Origin of the sequence: Paenibacillus glycanilyticus (genome assembly GCF_051200795.1) — a bacterium.
GTDB lineage: Bacteria > Bacillota > Bacilli > Paenibacillales > Paenibacillaceae > Pristimantibacillus > Pristimantibacillus glycanilyticus.
Map to the genome: position 1 here is coordinate 3,076,040 of NZ_CP195155.1, position 20,862 is coordinate 3,096,901.

General features: G+C 47.5%; 18 protein-coding genes. 6 read left to right on the top strand and 12 right to left on the bottom strand.

Annotated features, from left to right (window positions below):
- Positions 1-13 precede the first annotated feature (13 nt).
- Genes ACR9FF_RS14125 through ACR9FF_RS14140 form a run of 4 tightly spaced genes read left to right on the top strand, consistent with a single transcriptional unit; the run spans position 14 to position 3,573 of the window.
- On the top strand, positions 14-547 hold the full coding sequence (locus ACR9FF_RS14125; RefSeq protein ID WP_435171809.1) for a sigma-70 family RNA polymerase sigma factor: 534 nt from the start codon (positions 14-16) through the stop codon (positions 545-547).
- Positions 548-560: 13 nt separating this feature from the next.
- Positions 561-1,724 (top strand): hypothetical protein, encoded by a 1,164-nt coding sequence (locus ACR9FF_RS14130; RefSeq protein ID WP_435171810.1) that lies wholly within the window; start codon positions 561-563, stop codon positions 1,722-1,724.
- Positions 1,721-2,683, top strand: a complete 963-nt coding sequence (locus ACR9FF_RS14135; protein ID WP_127492008.1) for an ABC transporter ATP-binding protein — start codon at positions 1,721-1,723, stop codon at positions 2,681-2,683. The genes ACR9FF_RS14130 and ACR9FF_RS14135 overlap by 4 nt, the downstream gene beginning before the upstream one ends.
- Positions 2,684-2,688: 5 nt before the next feature.
- Entirely contained in the window at positions 2,689-3,573 is an 885-nt protein-coding gene (locus ACR9FF_RS14140) for an ABC transporter permease (RefSeq protein WP_435172107.1), read from the top strand.
- A 110-nt stretch (positions 3,574-3,683) separates the two neighbouring features.
- Here ACR9FF_RS14140 and ACR9FF_RS14145 read toward each other — a convergent pair whose 3' ends face one another.
- The 5 genes from ACR9FF_RS14145 to ACR9FF_RS14165 all read right to left on the bottom strand — a co-directional run bounded on the left by ACR9FF_RS14145 (position 3,684) and on the right by ACR9FF_RS14165 (position 9,470).
- Positions 3,684-4,787, bottom strand: a complete 1,104-nt coding sequence (locus tag ACR9FF_RS14145) for a Ger(x)C family spore germination protein (RefSeq protein ID WP_435171811.1) — start codon at positions 4,785-4,787, stop codon at positions 3,684-3,686.
- Positions 4,784-5,884, bottom strand: a complete 1,101-nt coding sequence (locus ACR9FF_RS14150) for a GerAB/ArcD/ProY family transporter (protein ID WP_435171812.1) — start codon at positions 5,882-5,884, stop codon at positions 4,784-4,786. Before ACR9FF_RS14150 ends, ACR9FF_RS14145 begins: the two co-directional genes overlap by 4 nt.
- Positions 5,881-7,314, bottom strand: a complete 1,434-nt coding sequence (locus ACR9FF_RS14155) for a spore germination protein (protein WP_435171813.1) — start codon at positions 7,312-7,314, stop codon at positions 5,881-5,883. The genes ACR9FF_RS14150 and ACR9FF_RS14155 overlap by 4 nt, the downstream gene beginning before the upstream one ends.
- A gap of 265 nt (positions 7,315-7,579) precedes the next feature.
- Positions 7,580-8,137: a DUF420 domain-containing protein gene (locus ACR9FF_RS14160; protein ID WP_435171814.1), complete on the bottom strand. Its 558-nt coding sequence runs from the start codon at positions 8,135-8,137 to the stop codon at positions 7,580-7,582.
- Between the two features lie 130 nt (positions 8,138-8,267).
- Complete coding sequence (locus ACR9FF_RS14165) at positions 8,268-9,470, bottom strand: RNA polymerase sigma factor (RefSeq protein ID WP_435171815.1); 1,203 nt, start codon at positions 9,468-9,470, stop codon at positions 8,268-8,270.
- A 438-nt stretch (positions 9,471-9,908) separates the two neighbouring features.
- Between ACR9FF_RS14165 and ACR9FF_RS14170 the strand changes: the two genes are divergently transcribed.
- Together ACR9FF_RS14170 and ACR9FF_RS14175 are read left to right on the top strand one after the other, a co-directional pair.
- On the top strand, positions 9,909-10,328 hold the full coding sequence (locus tag ACR9FF_RS14170; protein ID WP_435171816.1) for a hypothetical protein: 420 nt from the start codon (positions 9,909-9,911) through the stop codon (positions 10,326-10,328).
- A gap of 343 nt (positions 10,329-10,671) precedes the next feature.
- Positions 10,672-14,811 carry a carbohydrate-binding protein gene (locus ACR9FF_RS14175; RefSeq protein ID WP_435171817.1) on the top strand — a complete coding sequence of 1,380 codons (4,140 nt, stop codon included), beginning with the start codon at positions 10,672-10,674 and terminating at the stop codon, positions 14,809-14,811.
- 139 nt (positions 14,812-14,950) lie between these two features.
- On the opposite strand, the gene ACR9FF_RS14180 is transcribed toward ACR9FF_RS14175, so the two are convergent.
- The 7 genes from ACR9FF_RS14180 to ACR9FF_RS14210 form a co-directional block, all read right to left on the bottom strand.
- The gene (locus tag ACR9FF_RS14180) at positions 14,951-16,153 is read right to left on the bottom strand and encodes an MFS transporter (protein WP_435171818.1); all 1,203 of its coding nucleotides are present in this window, start codon (positions 16,151-16,153) and stop codon (positions 14,951-14,953) included.
- A gap of 81 nt (positions 16,154-16,234) precedes the next feature.
- Positions 16,235-16,516: an ArsR/SmtB family transcription factor gene (locus ACR9FF_RS14185; RefSeq protein WP_127492028.1), complete on the bottom strand. Its 282-nt coding sequence runs from the start codon at positions 16,514-16,516 to the stop codon at positions 16,235-16,237.
- Between the two features lie 130 nt (positions 16,517-16,646).
- Entirely contained in the window at positions 16,647-17,078 is a 432-nt protein-coding gene (locus ACR9FF_RS14190; protein WP_435171819.1) for a protein-tyrosine phosphatase family protein, read from the bottom strand.
- Between the two features lie 55 nt (positions 17,079-17,133).
- Positions 17,134-17,559, bottom strand: coding sequence for an arsenate reductase (thioredoxin) (gene arsC, locus ACR9FF_RS14195; RefSeq protein WP_435171820.1), 426 nt, complete (start codon positions 17,557-17,559; stop codon positions 17,134-17,136).
- A 36-nt stretch (positions 17,560-17,595) separates the two neighbouring features.
- Entirely contained in the window at positions 17,596-18,888 is a 1,293-nt protein-coding gene (locus tag ACR9FF_RS14200; protein WP_435171821.1) for an arsenic transporter, read from the bottom strand.
- A gap of 13 nt (positions 18,889-18,901) precedes the next feature.
- On the bottom strand, positions 18,902-19,210 hold the full coding sequence (locus ACR9FF_RS14205; RefSeq protein WP_435171822.1) for an ArsR/SmtB family transcription factor: 309 nt from the start codon (positions 19,208-19,210) through the stop codon (positions 18,902-18,904).
- A gap of 187 nt (positions 19,211-19,397) precedes the next feature.
- Positions 19,398-20,798, bottom strand: coding sequence for an NAD(P)-binding domain-containing protein (locus tag ACR9FF_RS14210; protein ID WP_435171823.1), 1,401 nt, complete (start codon positions 20,796-20,798; stop codon positions 19,398-19,400).
- Positions 20,799-20,862: the final 64 nt, after the last annotated feature.

A 20,862-nucleotide genomic window follows, 5' to 3' on the forward strand; every position in this document is an offset into this window, starting at 1 on the left:
GAGGCAATGGAGAATGAACCTATCCAATCCGGCGCCGGATTTGTTTAAAGATATCTTTCATAAGCATTATCCGTCCGTACTTCGAAAATTAATAGCACTCCTGCGTGATCAATCGGCTGCAGAGGATTTGGCCCAGGAGGTATTCCTGAAACTTTACAAAAATCCGCCGTCAAGGCCGGAGGCCGTTGGAGCTTGGCTGCATCAGGTTCTAACAAGGAGCGCCTACGATTACTTGGATCAGAAGGCAAGAGAACGAATGCTGGTGCAACGGCATGAGAAGCAGCTGATGACGGAGCCGCAGACCTTTCAATCCGGGGAGCAGGCCGTAATCAAGCAGGACGAGGAAGAGCAGGTTCAAGGCTGGCTGAACTCATTGCCCGAAAGGGACAGAGATTTGCTGCTGCTCCGTTATTCGGGATACAGCTATTCGGAAATCGCGCAGGAATTAAACGTGCAGCAGCCTCAAGTAGGCATGCTTCTGAAGCGGGCGGGAGAACGATTAAGAAAGCAAGCGTTAAAGCATGAAAATCAATGGTCGCAAGAGTAAGGAGAGAGAGCAAATGACAAATTATCCAATGGATGAACGGAAGCAAGCAGCCTTGCCCACTTCGGAAGAGACGAACGATGCTTGGGCAAAGCTTGAGCTTAAATTAAAAGAACAAGAAGGTTCTCCGGTGTGGGAAGCATGGATGAGGGAGGGCGTTACAGCGGAAGATACGGAGCATAAAGCCGCGGGTCCAGCTCCCATGCTCGGAGAGGAACAAGACGCTTATACCGGGAAAGTCGAGGAGAAGGAACGCTACGCAGCGAAGCCGCTGCCTTCCCCTTATCGCAGCTGGTTGAAGAAGCATGGCGTGAAGACTGGCGTTGCCGCGGCTGCCGTACTGATCTGTGCTGCAATCGCGATTCCGTCTACAAATGAAGCGCTGGCTTCCATTCTCGGCAAGTTTAAGATGAATCAGGTTGCGGTTGTGCAGGAGGATGATCTCAATACGGCATTGGAGGGCTTCTTCGGAGCCAATGCGTCCGTGGAATCGAGCAACAAGTTTGGTCAATTCGAGCGCACCTTTTCCGGTGAAGACGCCTCCGATCTAACGGTTGCGCAAGTACGCGAGAAGTACGAGATCGAGCTTAAGGAGAAGCTGGACCTGCCGACGTACGGGAAGCTAGCCGAGCTTCATATTTACGCACAGCAAGGGCAGGCTATCACTCTTCGTTTAGACGTGGATAAGATAAACGAAGTGATGAAAAAACTCGGAGCGCAGCAATTGCTGCCGGCGTCCGTTGACGGCAAAGCGATCACGCTGCGGATGGGCGAGGGAATAAACGCCGATTACAGCTTTGTGGATTCAAACGGTAAATCGCATTATGTCGGAGTCAACGTCATTCCTGTTCCGGTGGTCGAAATGGACCCGTCTATTGAAACGGAGGACGCTTATGAAGCTTTGATCCGATTCCCCGTTCTGCCGACTAACTTGAAAAACGTATTAATGCAAAGCACCCGCATTTCCGAAGGAGAGGTACCTTTCCCGATTATTACGAACGGCAATGTGACGAAATCGGCAGTGAACGGTACGGACGTCTATTTCGAGAACAGCAAGAACGTTTGGAATGGCTGGAACGCCACTTGGCTGAAGAACGGAAAAGTCACGCAAGTTCAAATGTATGATGCCGATTCGCGCGAAGAGGCCGAACAGATAGTGAAGGAATTGATTGCGCAATGAGTTATGCCATCGAAACATTCGGTTTAACGAAAAACTACGGGAACGGGCGTGGCTGTCACGATGTCACGCTCCGCATTCCTGCCGGGGAAGCCTTTGGCTTCCTTGGCCCTAACGGGGCCGGCAAGAGTACCATCGTTAAAATGCTGGTAGGGCTAACCGCGCCAACGGAAGGGAAAGCGTTATTGTTCGGCCAGCCTGCCGGGTCAGTGGAAGCGCGCAGGCGAATCGGCTATTTGCCGGAATTATTCCGCTACCCTGGATGGTTAAGCGGAGAAGAAGCGATGGTTTTCCATGCCAAGCTTTGCGGAATGAAAGGGGCGGAACTCAAACGCCGGATTAACCGCTTGCTGGATGAGGTAGGGATCGGGCAGCGAGGGAAGGATCGGATAAAAGGCTATTCCAAAGGGATGCAGCAGCGGCTGGGTCTCGCCTGCGCGTTGTTGGCCGATCCGGACATCGTATTTCTAGACGAGCCGGCATCGGCCCTCGACCCTGTTGGCCGGCATGAAGTAAGGGAGCTGCTCCAGCGTCTGCGCAAGGAAGGCAAAACGATTTTCTTGAACTCCCATCTATTAGAGGATGTGGAGCTTTTATGTGATCATGTGGCGCTGCTGAACAACGGCAGAATTCTGGCCGACGGACGCGTATCGGATGTACTTCGGGCTTCGACCCGATGGCGCTTCCGGGTAGGCGGCATGACTCCGGAGCTGCTGGACTGGCTTCGCGAAGCGATGATTGTACCGGTAGATATCATTCCTTGGGAAGGCGGCGACACGCCTGCATGGGGAGAGCATTGGCTGGAGGCCGAGCTTGCCGAGGACGAGCAAGTCGGCTATTTTAACCGTCTGCTGATGGAACAGGGACTGACTTTATACGAGACGCGCAAAGTGAAGTCAAGCCTGGATGAATGGTTTCTGCAGGCAGTATCGGGTTTGGAGCATAGGGGGGAAAACCGTTGATTGCCGTGTGGATGTTAACCTGGAAAGAGCTGATACGCAAAAAAGTCACCTTGATGACTTTGCTGCTTACGGTTTTGTTTTGGATCGCTTTTTATTTTATCGCGCGAAGCGCGGGAGCGTCGGTATCGCATTACGAATCCGGCATCATAAGCTTGGATAATTTAATCGACCGCTTCAGGGGAAGCGCTATTTTGCTATGGATCGGTTTTTTCTTCGCCTCCTTTGCGACAGGATTTCTGGCTATATTCAGCTCCGTGGCTGCCATTACCGGAGAAGCGGAGCATGGGGTGCTGCAATCGGTATTCGCAAGGCCGATTAAACGCACGTATTGGTATTTGGGCCGTTGGCTCGGTTTTGTTACGTTTTGTCTTGTTTATGCGCTAATATTATTCGTATCGATCATTGGTATCGTAACTTACGCGACTGGGGTTCACCCGGATTGGTCCTCCATAGGGCAGGCACTTGTTCTGTTCGTCAGCCCGGTGCTGCTGATGGTTACGCTGACGATGCTTGCGTCCTGCTGGCTTGCGCCGCTTGGCAACGGGGTTGCAATGGTGCTGCTCTTTGGAATGGGCTGGCTTGGTACCATGCTCGACCGAGTTATTGCAGCCGGCATGTTCGCATCCAACGATTCGACGAAAACATCCGATACGATGGAAATGGTGTCGGGTCTGATCCGGCTTCTTATTCCAACAGATGCCCTGCAGCAGCGGATGTTATCGGACTTATTCCAGGTTAAGGACCTGGGACAGTCGTTCACCTCCAGGGATTCCTTAGGCTACTTTTCAATCGTAAATCCGCCTTCAGACGCTTTCTTATATTACACGGCCGTTTATTTCGTGTTTTTCCTTGCGGCAGGTTTGTTTGCTATTCGACGGAAGGACTTTTGAACCAGCTTGTTTACAATAGCGGAATATCCCGGTCCCCGTAATGGGGACCTTTTGTCTTTAGGCCTGCTTGGAACGGGTGTAGCGAACCCGGTTGTCGAGAGTTGCTCCAGTTACTCCAGAATCGCCGTGTTCAGGATTTTTACGGTTACTTTCGGCTTAATGCGGAGTGTGGGATATTGCTCACGCCAGTTGAGATTTTTGTATAGGTTCGGATGAAAGACGGCCACCTCATGGCCCAGCTGCAAGAAATCGCAGTTCGCCTGCTGGAGAGCTGCCATGACTTTAGTTGTTCTAGTTGTAAGATCCGCTGCGATAAACGTCTCCATATCCTTAAGCATTTTATCCGTATGCCTTTTGAACTCGGAGCCGTCCTCAACCAATTTAACCTGCAGCTGCATCGAGATTTCGATCTCATGGAGCTTATCCGCATTCGTCAACACATGAAAACGGCGTTTGGCAGATTGAATAAGTACCGAATACTGCTTTCCATCCCGTTGGCTGGATAGCAATTGGTTCTTTCCAGACGAACTTTCGATCAAGGTGGCAAGCTGAGTCTCCTCATTATTCAAATTTTTCCCGGTATACCGCCCATCGCTGAATAAAGCTGTACCGGCCAGACGCGCTTCGTCCCGATAGGGCTCGAACCGGTTTAAGGCGAAATCGTTCATGAACTGGTTACCCCCGAGGATGTAATGAAGCAATTTATTGGAAGGAATCTCTCCCCTGCGGATTTCATCATCAAGAAGACCAATCAGGAAATTGGATACGGTCTGATCATTCATGCTTTTTTTGCTGAGCAGCTCCGAGAGATCACCGTCATACACGGCTAAATAAGCGTATAACGGGTTGGAAGCAAATTGACTGGCAATGTCCAGATGCCGCAATGGTTCATCCTTGGCGAAGCGGGAGCTTATCAGATACAGTCTCGTCTCAAGAACTGAAAGGATACCGGGCATTTCCTTGTTTGTATTGGAAACAGCATCATAGAGGTTGGTCCCGGTTGTCTTCATATGCAAGGAGGTTTGTCTTCCGCCGCCCTGACTTGCTTCCCGAAGGGAAGAGATGACGTAGTCCACTTTAAGCTGCTTGCTGTTTCCCTCGTAATCAATCCCGATAATATCGACAAAAAGCAGCTTTTTTAATTGAAGCTGATCCCAGCAGCCCGTCATAAAAAGACAAAGCACCAGGGCTACAACCGTTCTTGTTCTCTTCATACCCGATGCCTCCCGGCACTCCGAATTCCGGAAATAAGGAGCAGGAGAAGGGGTAACGCCACAACGGCGAGAATCGAGAGCTGATCCTGAAAGGCGGCGATTCTCAAAATATCATTGCGCTTTGTTAGAAAGAAGCTTGCGGCAAAGCAAATCGTTACAATAGCCCAGACCCAGTGATAAGAATTGCCGAGCCCCGATGTGCGCAAATGCACAAAGGCTTTGGAAGCCAGAAAGAAGTACACGTAGATCGTGGCGGAGACGACAAAGACATAAAAGACAAGAAACAGAATATCCAGGCTTTGCAAGACCTGAATGCGGTAGTTTTTCAAAATAAAAACAATCGGCTCCGGCACGATAATCAGCTGCTTCTGGCCAAACATCGTTGTACAGACGAGGCAGACGGTTACATAAAAAACGATGGTGAGAGCGTTGGCAACCGACATCGCAATCAGCAGTTTCTTTTTGCTTCCGGCTTGCACATAGGGGTAAGCATATAGAAGCAGATCGTATCCGATATAAGCGCTATAGGCGACATACACGCCTTTTATGACGTGGGCCCAGCCATGCGACAACACTGGCAGAAGATTTCTAGCATCCAATCCGTATATCCCGCTAAACGCAATCAGCAGGAAACAGATAACGGGAAAGATTATAAAGGACTGCGAGATGAAGGCCATTCTCTTAAGTGAAGAAGTGGCTGCATATCCGCAGATGATCATAAGCATAAGGAAGATTAGCCACCTTGGCGTAAGCAAGAACATCCAACGTTTTAAAATATCGGTGTACAGCGCGGTAATGAGCAGTCCGGAGAAGGAATAGTAGCATCCATACAGCAGGTTGAGGACAAAACCAATCGGTCTCCCGACAACTTCCCGGGTATACGCGTAGAAGTTCCGATTCGGATACCGGCTGCCGAGCCACCAGATTAACAAAATTCCGATTTGCGCGGCTACACCGCTAATCAGCACAGCAAGCCACGTATCTTGCCGGGCATTTTCTGCTCCTACGTGGGGAAGGGATAGAACCTCGGTACCGAGCTGAGCCATTACGGTTAGCGTGATCAACTGTCTTCCGTTGATAGACTCTTCCCTCATCATCTTTTCCAACTCCTCGGATGCCTCAGCCTAGTTTGATTATATGGCGAGGTTCCTGCCGGTCTTTTTTTCAGATTCCAAATAGGTGAACGGATCAGCGTATCTCTTATCCCGCTCAAAGAGAAGGGAGGAGAAAAATAAGGCTGTCCCATTGTGCTCATTTGACACAAGTAAATAAAGATGATCATGAAGAAAAACGCCAGACCCAGCAGCCCAAAGACGGAGGACAATAGAATCGCCGGATAACCGAGTAGTCTTACCGCGCTGCTCATCTCGTAGGATGGAATAATAAAAGAAGCCAAGCCTGTTAAGGCAGCTACGATAACCATCGTGTTGGAAGCCAGGTTCGACTGCACAATGACGGTTCCGATAACGATACCGCCTACTACGCCTATGGTTTGGCCGGCTGGACTGGCAAGCCGTATGGTGGCTTCCCTTAAGATTTCAAGCAAAAGCATCATGGCAATCGTCTCGATTAACGGCGGGAAAGTCACGTATTTCAGCGAGCTTTGCAGCGTATTCACGAAATTAATCGGCAGCAGCTGGGGGTTAAAGGAACTGACCGACACATAAAAGGCGGGCAGCCCAATGGTCAGCAGAAAGCAGGCAAGACGAAGAAGCCGGAAGAAGGTTCCAAGCAGCCAGCTAATATGGTAATCGTCAGGGCTTTGAAAAAAGGACCAAAACGTTACAGGCAATATAATCGCATCCGGTGAACCTGAGGTTGCAATGACCATTTTGCCTTCCATTAAATAGGCGCGTGCACGGTCTGGGCGTTCGGTAATTAAGAGCTGCGGGAACAGGCTGAATTTTTTGTCCCGGATCAGTTCGTCAATAAAACCGGGCGATTCCGTATAATCGCTATCGATGCTCAAGAGACGCCGGTCCAGCTCCTCAAATAATGACGGATCCGCGACCGACTTTATGTACATGACTGCTACCTTAGTCTTGGATAAACGGCCTATCGTATACGTTTTGACGACAAGCTCGGTTGAAGGAATCAGCTTGCGCATCAAATTCAGATTGGTATCCAGATTCTCAATGAACGCTTCATTTGCTCCGCGAAGAATACGCTCATTTGACGGAATGTTAATGGTGCGCTCCTTCTTCAAATCCGCGCCAAGCAAATACAATTTGCTCTCTCCGTCGCGATGCAGCACCGTCTTGCCGCATACAACCGCTTGAACCGCTTCTTCGACGTGATCCGTTTCCTCATAGTCGAGTATCGATATAACCTCGCGTACGTCATTCAAAGGCTTAGAAAGCAGAGGTTTCAAGATGAATTCCTGGACATGGGAGGAATCAATCAAAGTGTCCAAATAAAATAGTCTGTACTCGATTCCGCCAATCAGCAGCTTTTTTGATTGAAAATCGCTTTGACCGGAGAATTGCTCGTAGAAAAATTGCTCTGATGCCGCGACGGACGGGTTCACATGGATCTCCTCCTATGCCATTGATTTCCTTACTATAGCCATCGGATGGGAAGATTATGTGGCAAACAGTGATTCGGCGAAGGTAAGAATGAAGAGTATTAACAGGAGACGCAGCACCTTCTAAAACTATATTTGAAAGCGGTTGCATATATAGGAAAGCTGGGGGGATGTTTTCTTAGTTAAGGAAAAACTGGAACGTCTGGATAAAACAAAGAGGGTTATTGAAGAGTCGATCTTCGATAACCCTCTATTCGTTAAGATTACCTTAATAATAGGGTTCCATCATTAGGAACACAACAACCCCGGTTAAGCTGACGTAAAGCCAGATCGGCATCGTCCAGCGGGCGATTCTGCGGTGTTTGTGCAGTTGGTTTGTCCATCCCCATACGAGAGTGAACAAAGCTAAAGGCACGATGACGGCAGCTAGGAAGCTGTGAGTGATCAAGATGAAGAAATAAATCGGCCGGACTATGCCTTCACCACCGAAACTCGCTGTCTCCGAAGACATGTAATGAAACGTTAAATAGGAGACAAGAAACAGCAGCGTTGAAGAAAAGGCAGCGAGAATGAACCCTTTGTGGAGCCTAACGTTCTTCCGCAGGATCGCGATTAACGCCGCTAGCAGGAAGATGAAGGTGAAGCTGTTCAACAACCCATTGATTCTGGGGAAGATGGTAAGGTCGAAATCGATATTTCCCTTGTAGCCAATCGGCGAGAAGAACAAGAGTAAAATAACGATATTTGCGATCAGCGAGATCGTGACGATAGCAGCCGTATAGTTTTTGTTGCTGGCTTGCTGCATTACATTCTGTTTTTTGCTCATTAAAACCGAAGAACTCCTTTCCAACTACATGGTAATGGCTTCATTATAGACGGGTTTTGCCGAACATTAATCAAGCTTTGATGTCAAAATAGCGAATTCTTATTGACTATTTCGAGGCGGAGTTTTAAAACTATCCAATGTTTAACCGTGTTCTTAAATGTGTTGCCCACTGTTGATGTACTTCCGACGAAGGGGAAGAGAAAACAGTTTCAAAATCGTTTGGTGTTCTAATGATCTTATTTAGACCTTCTGAACCGTACTTTTGCAGAATAAACTCGCAAAGGAGAAGGGAGAATTGAAAGCCTTTCATACTCTCGAAATCCCAAGTGTCATTCTCCAGTTCTGAAAACGTGGGGATTTCACCTCGCGCAACCAATTCCATTATGGATTCATTTATATAATCTCTTGTCATTAGTCCGGCTTCATAACCGCCTATTCCTTGGTATAGCCACTTTGGTGCCAATGGATTTATATCTTTAACTAACCATATTGTAAAGAGGTGCACGGTTGACTTTAGTATGGATTGATAAGTGTGCTCCGGGCCGGGGTTTAAAGGGGATGTGATTTTTATCGTATCCGCTTCAATCATGCCCATAAACCAATTCGGAGCGTCGGGTTCGTTAACGGCTTGGTGGAAAGAGTTAAGATCCGGATAGATCTCAATGGTTATTCTTTTTGAAGGATGATGCTTTAATTTTGAACAAATATGATCAACGTTAACTCTTAGATGTTCGATAATATCCCGGTAAATCTTATGATCCGGTGTGGTCGTGCGGGTTGACCCGACATCTTTGCTCACAATCGATATGGTATCCAGGATGGACATCATTTTTTGAGCCTCCCAATCATCAAGTTCGTTTCTTAACTTTACCAGTGCTCTATATAGTCTGTTTTTTACCGCACTCATCCTCATCTCGACAAGCTCCGATATTTCTTTAAATGTGCAGCCTACGTCAAAATGAAGCGAGATAATTTCGCGGTCAAGCGGGTTAAGTTTAAGCAGCGCCGTAGTTACGTCTATTCGTAGTTCAACATTTTTAGTGAACTCAACCGTGATAAAGCGATTTTCCATTTCTTGAAAATTTACCGAAGTTTCTAAGCTTCGATCTCTTTTTCTAAACTCATTTTTTAATAGGTTGTAGGCTATTTGGCTTATCCAAGTGAATACGCTGGAATCTCCTCGAAAGGTGTGCCAATTTTCAAAGGCTTTAATGAATGCTAACTGAGTTGCGTCCTCTGCGGTTTGGTGATCCACTTTAAGGGAGAGGAATCGAAAAATTTTTTTATAATATTGCTCAAAGATTTGATCGAATTCGTCGTTGGGCCCAGACACTAGCGAACCTCCTTTGTTTTCACTTACATTAGACACCACAAAATTGAAAATAGCCACATAAACGATAAATTTATATCCTATCGCATTCGTTTTTGAAGATGCAGAATTACGGAAGCTTCGGCTAATGACACAGCAAAGCTCTTGGCGATATTGGAGATAGATGAGGGATCAATATTTATTGGAGAATTCGGTATGGGATTAAACCCTTCTTCTTTACTGATATACGCAACAAGGAGTTGACATTTAGCGTCTATATGGATGAACCTTGACCTGTGAAACAACATAAACAAATGTTTTTGGAGAGGATAATATTGAAACAAATAATAACTGCAGCTGTCATCTTATTAAGTATGATTTGTATAACGGGCTGTTCCTTTGACAAAGAAGCTAAAGAAATAAAGCCGATATTATATAAGGAAACGGTGGGAGATTTGGCTTATGAAATCATACTGGACAAAAAACAGGTATGGAATAAATGATGATATCGTAGTGAAGACAAAACTAACAAACCAGGGGGAAGATACGCTAACCTATGTTTCAGGCAGTTCTAGTTGTCCTAAACATGCAGTCGTGAATATCGTACATGTTGAAACAAATAAGAGATTGGAAATAAAACCTTACGGGCCTTGCACGGCTGATTTAGGCAAATCGAAATTGAAGCCAGGTCAAACGGTCGAAGATACGGATATTTATATTACGAAGGTTTACGGAAAATCCGGACAGGAGCTTGCACCTCTCGGAAAATACGATATCGAGGTAGCTTTGCCATCGGAAGATATCAGATCGACTGAAAATAATCATTCTGTTCCAATAGAACAACGTCAAAGCGTAAAAACACAGATCGTTTTGGTGAGATAAACGTCGTTTCTTTCTATTTACTAACTAAGATTGTGGAGGAGCTGTCGCGGACAGCTCTTTTTTTATATTTACTGCAGTTTTTAACCTAGCGATTCAATAACTCATAGTTAAATCAATTGATACAATAAAATTGTAATTAAAAGTGAAAAACCAAAAATTTAACTGAATGATTCATATAAATTGTAATAAAGCGTTGACAATTTCTAGAAAGTGCCGATATACTCTCGATATATTGGATTAAAGTAATGAAATGAGGTGATTGGGACGATGGTGTAAAGGGAAGATCATCATAGTCAGTCATTGATGAAAGCGCTTTAAATAAATCGATGAGGTGATAGGTTTGATGTTGAAACGAAGTATAGTGACTCTGTTGTGCGTACTGCTATTGTTTGCCCCTCAGGCGGCATTCGCTTACAAGAATCCGGCATCGCTGCCGGACGAATGGGGACAATATGGGCTTGGAGACCCTTACGTGCTGAAGTTTAACGGTAATTATTATTTGTACGTGAGCACGAGGGATACCGATATCGGGGTTAAGGTGTGGAGCTCGCCAGACCTTGTCCATTGGAGCTATGGAGGATTGGCCACAACCGATCCGGTTACAAAAGGAGCCTACGCTCCTGAAGTCGTGTATTGGAACGGATATTTCTACATGTATACCTCACCTGCCGGCAATGGCCATTACGTGCTGCGCAGCGAGAGCCCGACCGGTCCATTCACCGTGCAGACGGGTAATTTGGGCCATTCGATCGATGGAAATGTCTTCATTGACGATGACGGCAAGTGGTATTTCTATCATGCGAACGGAGCGGGAATTCTCGCGGCTGCGATGCCTACGCCAACAACGATCGGCAACAGCGTAAACACAGGCGCGAACATGAACGGTTGGACGGAAGGCTCTACGTTGTTCAAGCGGAACGGAAAATACTATATGACGTATACCGGCAACCATGTATTCAGCAAAGGTTACCGGGTCGACTATGCGGTCAGCTCAAATCCGCTCACGGGATTCGTGGCTGATAAGGATAACCCGATTCTGATCAGTACGGAAGGCCCGACAGTTGGCCTCGGCCATAATACGGTAGTCGTTGGACCGAACCTGGATGCCCGCTATATCATCTACCACAATCTCGAAGGACCGGGCATTGTTGGACCTCTTCGCCATATGGGGATGGACCGGATCGTATTCAACGGGGATAAAATGTCGGTGCTTGGACCAACGACATCCGAGCAGCCGGATCCGCAGATGCCGGATTTCGAGGACCGGTTCAATGGCGCGGAACTCGGCACGGCGTGGACGAATGCGGACGGTGGCAGCTGGAGCGTTGATTCCGGTATTCTGAGCCAGCAGACCGCCGGTACAAGCAGACTGGTAACTGCAGCTGCGACGGAAAACAGCTATACGGCAGAATTCAATCTGCAGCTGGCTGAGGCTAATGATACCGGCAGTTCGCAGCTTGGGGTCGTATTTTCCTACAAGGGCGATAATGATTTCGGAACGGCATTGTTAGATCCGGCGAGCAATTCGGTGAAGACGCAGTTCCGGGTAAATGGGTCCGATCTGGGATGGGTGTCGAGCACGCTGCCGGAAGGATACGATTATACAAAACTGCACAATATCCGGGTTGAGAAAGCGGGAGACACGTTCAAGATCTATGTCGACGGCATGCTAAAACAGACACGCAGCGTGACGCTTGGCGGCGGCAGCATCGGCTACGTCACGGAGAACGCGAAGGCTAATTTCGGGTATGCTGCTTTCAGCAACGACGTGAACGGCAGCAGCGATTTTGACGCTGCGAAACCGGTTCCGGGTCAAGTCGAGGCCGTTCATTACCTGTCCGGAGGCGAAGGAGCCGGGTATCACGACCAGACGCCTGATACAATCGGTGATTACCGAGGAGAAGGGATGGATACGGGCAAAGCAGAGAATGGCACCTCGCATATCACCGCTTTCGAGAAACGCGAATGGCTGCGGTACCGGTTAAACATCTCGGAAGCAGGAAAATACGATATCGATCTTTCTTATGCGGATGCAGCCATGGGCAGCAAGGTACAGCTCACTCTGGATGGTGGACAACCGCTGGGCGAGTTCGAATTGACAGGAGCCGCTGATACTGCTGATAAAGGATGGCAAACCGCACAGCTGAATGGGGTTGAATTGCCTGCAGGTGTACATGACTTGAAGGTCGCTGCCTTATCAGGCACTGTGTCTCTGGATAAGCTGACGTTCCACAAGCACGTGGACGTTCCGGTTCTCTATGATAATTTCGATGATGGCCAGGACGACGGTTGGAAACGATATGAAGGCTTCTGGAGCGTAAAGAGCGACATTGCCGAAGAAGAGCAGGCTTACGATGCTTATCATTCGATCCCGGGTTCGATTGGAACGGTCCATTATATCTCCGGCGGCGAGGGTGTCGGATATCATGAGAATACGCTCGAGAACATCGGCGGCCAGTACCGGGGAGATTCGGTCGACATTCGTTCCAATACGGTTGGAGGCGGGTATAACGTCGGTTGGAACCAGACAGGCGAATGGCTGAAGTTTAACATTGATGTGGCGGAAGCCGGATCCTATAACGCGGAATTCAAAGTAGCTACTACGCTGGACGGAGGTCAGATCCGGCTTTGGCTGGACGATACGACGGATCTGACCGGCATCGTGGACATTCCGAAGACCGGTGACTGGAACATCTGGAATGTGGTGCGTAAATCCGGCGTTACGCTGCCGGCAGGCAAGCATACGCTGAAAGCCGAAACGGTCCGCGGAGAATTCGATTTTGCGGGTATAGCGCTGACGAGGATGGAGCAGCCAATACCAGTACCCGGCGTCATCGAAGCCGAGCATTACAAGCCCGGCGGTGAAGGCGTAGGTTATCATGATTTAACTCCGGCGAACATTGGAGGCAAATACCGCAGCGATCAGGTAGATATTCGTTCGGCTGCATCCGGCGATCAGATCGTAGGCTGGAATCAAACAGGCGAATGGTTGAAGTACAACATCCACGTCGCGGAAGAGGGGTTGTACGATCTAGACTTATGGGCAGCTACGACATTCACGGATGCGCAAGTCCGGTTATGGCTGGATGACACAACTGATTTAACAGGCGTATTGAATGTTCCTGCTTCCGGAGACTGGAATAAGTGGAAGTCGGTTAAGAAGTCCGGTGTTCAGCTGCCGGCCGGCGATCATGAACTGAAGGTCGAGATTGTCAAAGGCGAGTTCGATATGACAAGATTGTCGCTTACCCAATTCGATAAGCCGCACGTGCTGCCCGGATTTATCCAGGCTGTTGATTACAAGGCAGGCGGCGAAGGAACGGGCTACCATGATCTGACTCCCGCTAACATCGGTACGGAATACCGGAATGAAGCGGTTGATATTCGCCAGAATGCGGGGGGCAGCTACAATGTGGGTTGGAACGCAACCGGAGAATGGCTGGCCTACAACGTAGATATAACCGATGCCGGCGTGTACAACGTTGATTTCGTGACAGCTACATCGATGGACGGTGCGAAAGTCCGGCTGTGGCTGGACGATGCAACCGATCTAACCGGTGAGGTCGATATTCCGAATTCCGTTACCTGGGAGAACTGGGCAACAACAACGAAGCAAGGCATCTATCTCCCGGCTGGGAAACATACCTTGAAGGTCGAAACCGTGAAAGGTGAATTCGACTTCCAAGGAATCCGGATTCATCAGAACCCGGTCGAGCCGAAGGTTGCTCATACCGGCGAATACCAGGCGGCGGTTGGCAGCTTCGCAAAGACGACGATCGGCGATGCCAACTGGTCGGATTACAGCGTGGAGTCCGATATCAAGCTGATTAACGATTCGGGTGACGGAGGTATTCTGTTCCGGGCAAATAACCCGGCTCACGGCAAGGAGCTGAATCAGAACAACGCGAACTTTGTGCAAGGATATGTCGCGTATCTGAATAAACAGGGCGTTCATCTCGGCAAGCTGAATTACAACTGGACCTATCTGACGGGAGTGCCGCTCGAGATAAAGACAGGCGAATGGAAGCATGTGAAAGTCGTCGCGCAGGGAGCGCGTATCCTGGTGTATGTGGATGATATGAGCAAGCCGGTTATCGACTATACGGACCGCAGCGGAAATCCGTTCACGCACGGCAAGGTTGGCATGCGGACGTTCATGAATGAAACGAGCTACGACAATTTCACGGTTCTTCCAGCTCCCATAAACGCTCCATCCGTCGGAAAGCTGCTCGATTGGTTTAGCTCAGCCGGACAGCTGGACGAGAAGACCCGGAAGCAGCTGGATAAGGAGCTTGAGCATGCAGCCGATGCGGTTAGCAAGAAGAAGCCGGACTGGAAGCAGGGTATTAAGCATTTGGAGAATTTATTGAAGCAGCTGAATAAAGAGAAGAAGCAGGAAGAGATATCCGAACAAGCAATGACAACGCTCAATCGGAGTGTTAACGCACTCATTGAAGCGTGGAATGCAAATCTGGGCAAATAGGCGACAATGCCAAGTCCAACTAACAATTAAAAACGTCCCTGTTCCGAAGAAGATTCGGTACAGGGACGTTTTGCGTCATTGTATTCGGTAATAGCTATGATGTTGTACCTTATGCCCGATTGGCATGAAAGGAATGACTTTACGCGCTGAACTTCCTTGCGCGAGCCTCCTTATCCGCTGCTCGGGAAGCTGCACCGACGCGAAGGTAACCGAATGCAGCTGCTGATATGAGTGCGGCTATGGCGACGCCGGCAGCGCCGATCCAAGTGATGGCAGCAAGGGATGCCCCTTCTACGACGACGCCTCCGATACCCGCACCTGCAGCCATGGCCAGCTGTATAACAGAGCTGTTAAGGCTAAGCATGATGCTGGTTGCTTCGGGAGCGAGTGAGATCAGATGGTATTGCTGCGTAGGGCCGGACGACCAAGCGGAGAAGGACCAGAGCATGAGCAGCGGGAACATGAGCGCTGGCGAATGTGCGGCGAACGAAATCACGACTAGCCAGACCGCGTGAAGCAGCATGCCGTTCACCAAAGTTCGCTTGAATCCCCATCGGTCGGTACTGAAGCCGCCAAGTTTGGAGCCGATAAGACTAGCGATACCAAACGCAAGCAGCGCGATGCTGACGAATTTCTCGCTCATGCCGGTAATATCAAGCAGGAAGGGGGAAATATACGTGTACGTTATGGAATAGCCGCCAAGCCAGAAAAACGTTATGCCAAGCGCGACGAGAATTTTAGGATTCTTGAGCAGTTTTAATTGATCGCGCAGCGGTACCGGCTGCTCGCCATCCGTCTTTGGAATCGCTAAGGCAATGAGCAATAGCGCCAGCAATCCGAGCAGTCCGATACCACCGAAGACCAATTTCCAGTCATAGGCGGAAGCGACAAGTCTGCCGAGCGGTACGCCGACGATCAGTGCCGTACTAAAGCCCATAACGAGCGTGGCGATAGCACTGCCCTGCTTCTCCGCAGGCGCGAGCTTTGCGGCGACCGTGAGTGCCGTGACGACGAAAACGCCGCTGCTGAGTGCAACGATAACGCGGGAAACGATGAGGGCGGTAAAGCCGGAGAAGAAGTAAGCGGCGACGTTGCCAACGATAAATATCGAAAGAGCGTACAGCATCAGCCTTTTGCGGTCGACTTTGGCAGCGGCCGCCATCAGGAATGGCGTCCCGAATCCGTAAGCAAGAGAGAACACGGTAATCAGCTGGCCTGCCGCTGCCACCGAGACGCCAATGTCGTCGGACACTTTATCCAGAATGCCGGCAATGATGAATTCGGAAGTGCCGACGAGAAAGCTGACTAAAGCCAGCATATATATTTTTAAATGGTAAGACAAATGTTCCAGCTCCTTATCCGTATCTCTCTGTATTATAGTTTTATATTTCTAAATCTATCGAAATATAGACCAAAAAAAAGGTTACCCCAAAAGATACGGGGCGTATTTCAACGCAACTTCTTTATTGACACTGTAATAAATGTACGTGCCGTCCTTGCGCAGCGTGAGCAGGCCGCATTCCGTAAGCTGCTTCAAGTGATGAGACAGCGTTGAACCGGCAACGGACTCCAGCTTGCTGCCGATGGCGGAGCAGCAGAGATTCTGCTCTTCCGTAAGAAGCATCGCTATTTTGATCCGGGTCGGTTCTCCGAGTGCTTTGTATACTTTCACTGCCTGTTTAACTTCCTCGTTATCCTCGACCATGGGTTCTCACCGCCTTTGCCAATGTATTTCGAAAACTATGGAAATAAGAATAGCACAACTCAGCAGCCGTTGTAAATGGGCAATTCGGGCGAGTATAAAGGGAATGTCCCCTTGGAACATTCCCTTTTCATTATCCAAATATATTTTCCAAAGCTTCTTTCTGTATTGGCTTAACATCAATAATTGAGCGAATTTGTTTTGCTTTTGAGATAGCGTCTTCTATGCTTTCAGCGATTCCCAACTCCAGAAGAGTGCCGGCTGCCACTGTACCCGTACGTCCTTTTCCCGCACAGCAATGGAAAGCAACTTTCTGACCATTGCGATAAGCTTTTACTACCTCGTCTATTGCTTGCTTGAACGCAATATGCTGGTTTTCTGGAGAATTATCGCCAAGCGAGATGGGCACATACTGTGCCTTGGATTCTGGATAGGCACGACCATCGGCCTCACCGCGCAAGTCGACAATCACATCAATATTTTCGTTTTTCTCCATTGCTTCTACGTCAGCAGCTCCGCCCATAAAGATCTTATCTTCATGAAGAGAGTGATAGTTCTTTTCCATGATGATTAAACTCCAATGCATTTTAATTTTTTTTAAAGTTATTGGAAGCAGACATTTATTCGCCATCTCTAACAAACTGTTCAATACGAGACTTAATGGAGTCTCTGACCGTACGGAATTGCTCCATGATTTCTTCTTCTGTACCTGTCGCTTTAGCTGGGTCATCAAAACCCCAATGCCATTTGATAACATCAGGATTCATAATGACAGGGCAGTGCTCGTCAGCATGTCCACAAAGGGTAATCACATAAGTAGCGCGATTCAAGATCTCGGGATTAATTACATCAGAGCTATTACCGCTTATGTCTACTCCGGCTTCTTTCATGACTTGAACAGCTCTAGGATTCAAACCATGCGCCTCTAGACCGGCACTTTTCACTTCGTACTTTTCTCCACCGATTGCGTTCAAAAAACCATCGGCGATTTGGCTGCGGCATGAATTCCCTGTGCATAGAAAATAAACAAGTGGTTTGTTAGACATATTAGAAACTCCTTTGAAATGTAATTTTATTGATCATCAGCCTACAACTTTTAGCCATAGATAAAGCCCGCATAAGGTAATAAACAAAACAGGTACCGTTAGGATAATACCCGTTTTAAAGTAAGCTCCCCAGGAAATCTTAACTCCCTTAGTCGATAACACGTGCAGCCAAAGCAAAGTAGCGAGTGAACCGATAGGGGTGATTTTCGGACCTAAATCAGATCCGATCACATTGGCATATACGAAAGCTTCATGAATGATTCCCGTAGAATTTGTATTATGAATGGCAAGCGCATTAATCATAACTGTCGGCATGTTATTCATAATCGAAGAGAGGATCGCAGCGGTGAATCCGGAACCTACTGTGGCTACAAATAAGCCTTGATCACCGACCCATTTAAATACACCGCCAAGTTCATCTGTCAGTCCAACATTTCTAAGTCCATAGACCACGACATACATGCCAATGGAGAAGGTGACAACTGCCCATGGCGCGCCTTTTACGAGCTTCCAGGTATGAATTTCCCTGCTCTGACGGGCAAGCACCAAGAAGATAATAGCTGCCACGCCAGCGATAATTGACACTGGTACGTTGATAAACTCACTTGATAAATAGGCGATTAGAAGAACGGCAAGGATAATCCAGGAGATCTTAAATAACCGCATATCTTTAATTGCATCTACCGGCTTCTTCAGTTGTGCCAGGTCGTATTGCTTAGGTATGCTTTTCCTGTAGAAGAGAAAGAGCACTAGTAAGCTTGCGGAAACAGAGAAGAGAGTCGGAACAATCATGCGGCTAGCGTATTCAGCGAATCCAACACCGAAAAAGTCCGATGACACGATATTCACCAAGTTACTAACGACTAGCGGGAGTGAAGCCGTATCGGATATGAATCCACTCGCCATAATAAAGGGAATAATCATACGTTCATCAAATTTCAACGCCCGGACCATAGCTAGAACAATAGGCGTTAAGATAAGAGCCGCACCGTCATTTGCGAAAAATGCAGCTACTGCCGCACCTAATAAAATGACGTACACGAACATCATAAGGCCTTTTCCTTTGGCAGCTCTAGCCATGTGAAGCGCTGCCCATTCAAAGAAACCAATCTCATCTAGAATGAGTGAAATTAGAATTACCGCAACGAACGCAAGAGTAGCGTTCCAAACGATTTGGGTTACATCCCACACATCATGAAAATTTACAACTCCAAAGATGAGTGCGATTACAGCACCGCCACAAGCGGACCAACCGATGTTAAGACCTTTTGGCTGCCAAATGACAAATACTAACGTAACTAAAAAAATGATTGATGCAAGTGCCAGCATAGTGCCTCCTGGATTACGTACAGCCTTTGACTGCATTGATGTTCTCTTCCATGGATGGAAGCTGATCGATTAGTTGCTTCAAATAACCCTTGTCATGTAAGTTCAATGAATAGTAAATCCATTGGCTACGGCGCTCCTCGTTAATGAGACCGCCCATTCTTAGTTTTTTTAGATGTTGACTAATGTTTGGTTGTGTTGTTTCTAAAATTTCAACGATATCACAGACACACATCTCTCGGTGTCGTAAAAGCGCCATAATTGTTAATCTGGTTTTATCGGAGAGAAGCTTAAGTTCATCGGACATTTCCTCAATGGATTGCAATTTCTTGCCTCCTTTCTGTAATTAGATTGCTAACTACAGGGCCATTATATACGCGATCAATTATATAAGTAAATGATTATATTAGTAATTACTTATTTAATATTGAGTTAACAAAGATTAACGCACGCAAAACAAAAGGAGGATATAATAAAAAGCTTCTGCATTTTTGCAGAAGCTTCTCATTTTATTAACATCCTGTATCCGTTTCACATGATGTAGACGCATTATTTGAACTGCAGCAACCACTACTCATACTCGTTACGGCGATTGGCCTGATAGACATCTTCTTAGGGGTAGTTGTGCAGCAACTGTTACTGTTATCACTTATTTCTGTTGATCTGGACACGGAGCAAACGCCAGTTTCCGGTAGATGAAGCTGCACTTCACGCGCTGCTTTAAAATCACCTGCTAATGCAGCAACAACACTACGAACTTGTTCGTAGCCCGTAGCCAGCAGGAACGTCGGAGCGCGACCGTAACTTTTTGATCCCACGATATAAAAGTCCTTTTCCGGCTGACGCAATTCGGCTTCACCGTGAGGGCGTACGGTGCCGCAGCTGTGAATATTGGGGTCAATCAAGTCGGCAAGCTGTGGGACAGACTCCACAGAGGTATCAGCTGCGTATCTCAATTCAGATAGGAACGAGAAATCCGGTCTTGCTCCCGTTGCTACAATAACCTCATCGATCTTATCAATAGAGTATGCCTTATCTAATTTAGTGCCATATAGAGTTATGGTCTCGGATTCTTTCTTAATTCGATCAATAAGAAATGGGGTATGAACCTGTACATTGCCTTGTTGTACATATTGGTTAGCTCGGGTACCAAGTGCTCCTCTTGCCGGTAAGCCGTCATTTTCTCCGCCTCCAAAAGCTTCCGCAACCTTTTTCTTTCTAAGCACCCAATGGATTGTTGTTTCCGGGTTTTCCAATTTCAACTCATTTAACAGGGTGAGTGATTGAATCGCTGAGTGACCACTGCCTACAACAACTATGTTTTTCCCCGCATAACGTTGTTTATCAGCACCTAAAATATCCGGAATTCCGTACTGAATATGATTTTTATTTTGTATCTCGCCTTCAGCAGGATGACCACTTGTGCTCATCGGATTTGGTTTGAGCCATGTCCCAGTGGCGTCAATGACAGAAGCAGCTTCTTCGCGCAATAGTTTACCGTGCTGCTCATATTCAATAATAAAGGAAGCTGTATCCCGACCGGCTGTTTTCATTTTATCGAATCCTTTTCGATAGATGGCTTTAACGGACGATTGAAGTTGAATAAAGGGCTGTAATTGATCTAACTGAGATAGTGGCAGCAGATACTCATTAACTAATTCTACCCCTGTAGGCATGTGGTCTTTTGCTGGAGCAGTCCATCCAGTTTCCATCAGGAGCTCCTTGGCAGCTGTATCCATATTAAATTCCCAAGGGGAAAACATCCTTACATGTTTCCAACTAAGTATAGAGGATGCGATATAAGCACCTCTTTCAAATAAAATAAAAGGCATGTTTCTCTTTACAAGTTGTGCAGCAGCAGCTAAGGCTACAGGACCGCCACCGATAATAGCTGTTGGTAATTGTGTATTCATTTTTTACGTCCTCCTCGAATTTTATTTGCAAAATGCAAGTATAAGATAAACGGTAGGCCTCCAA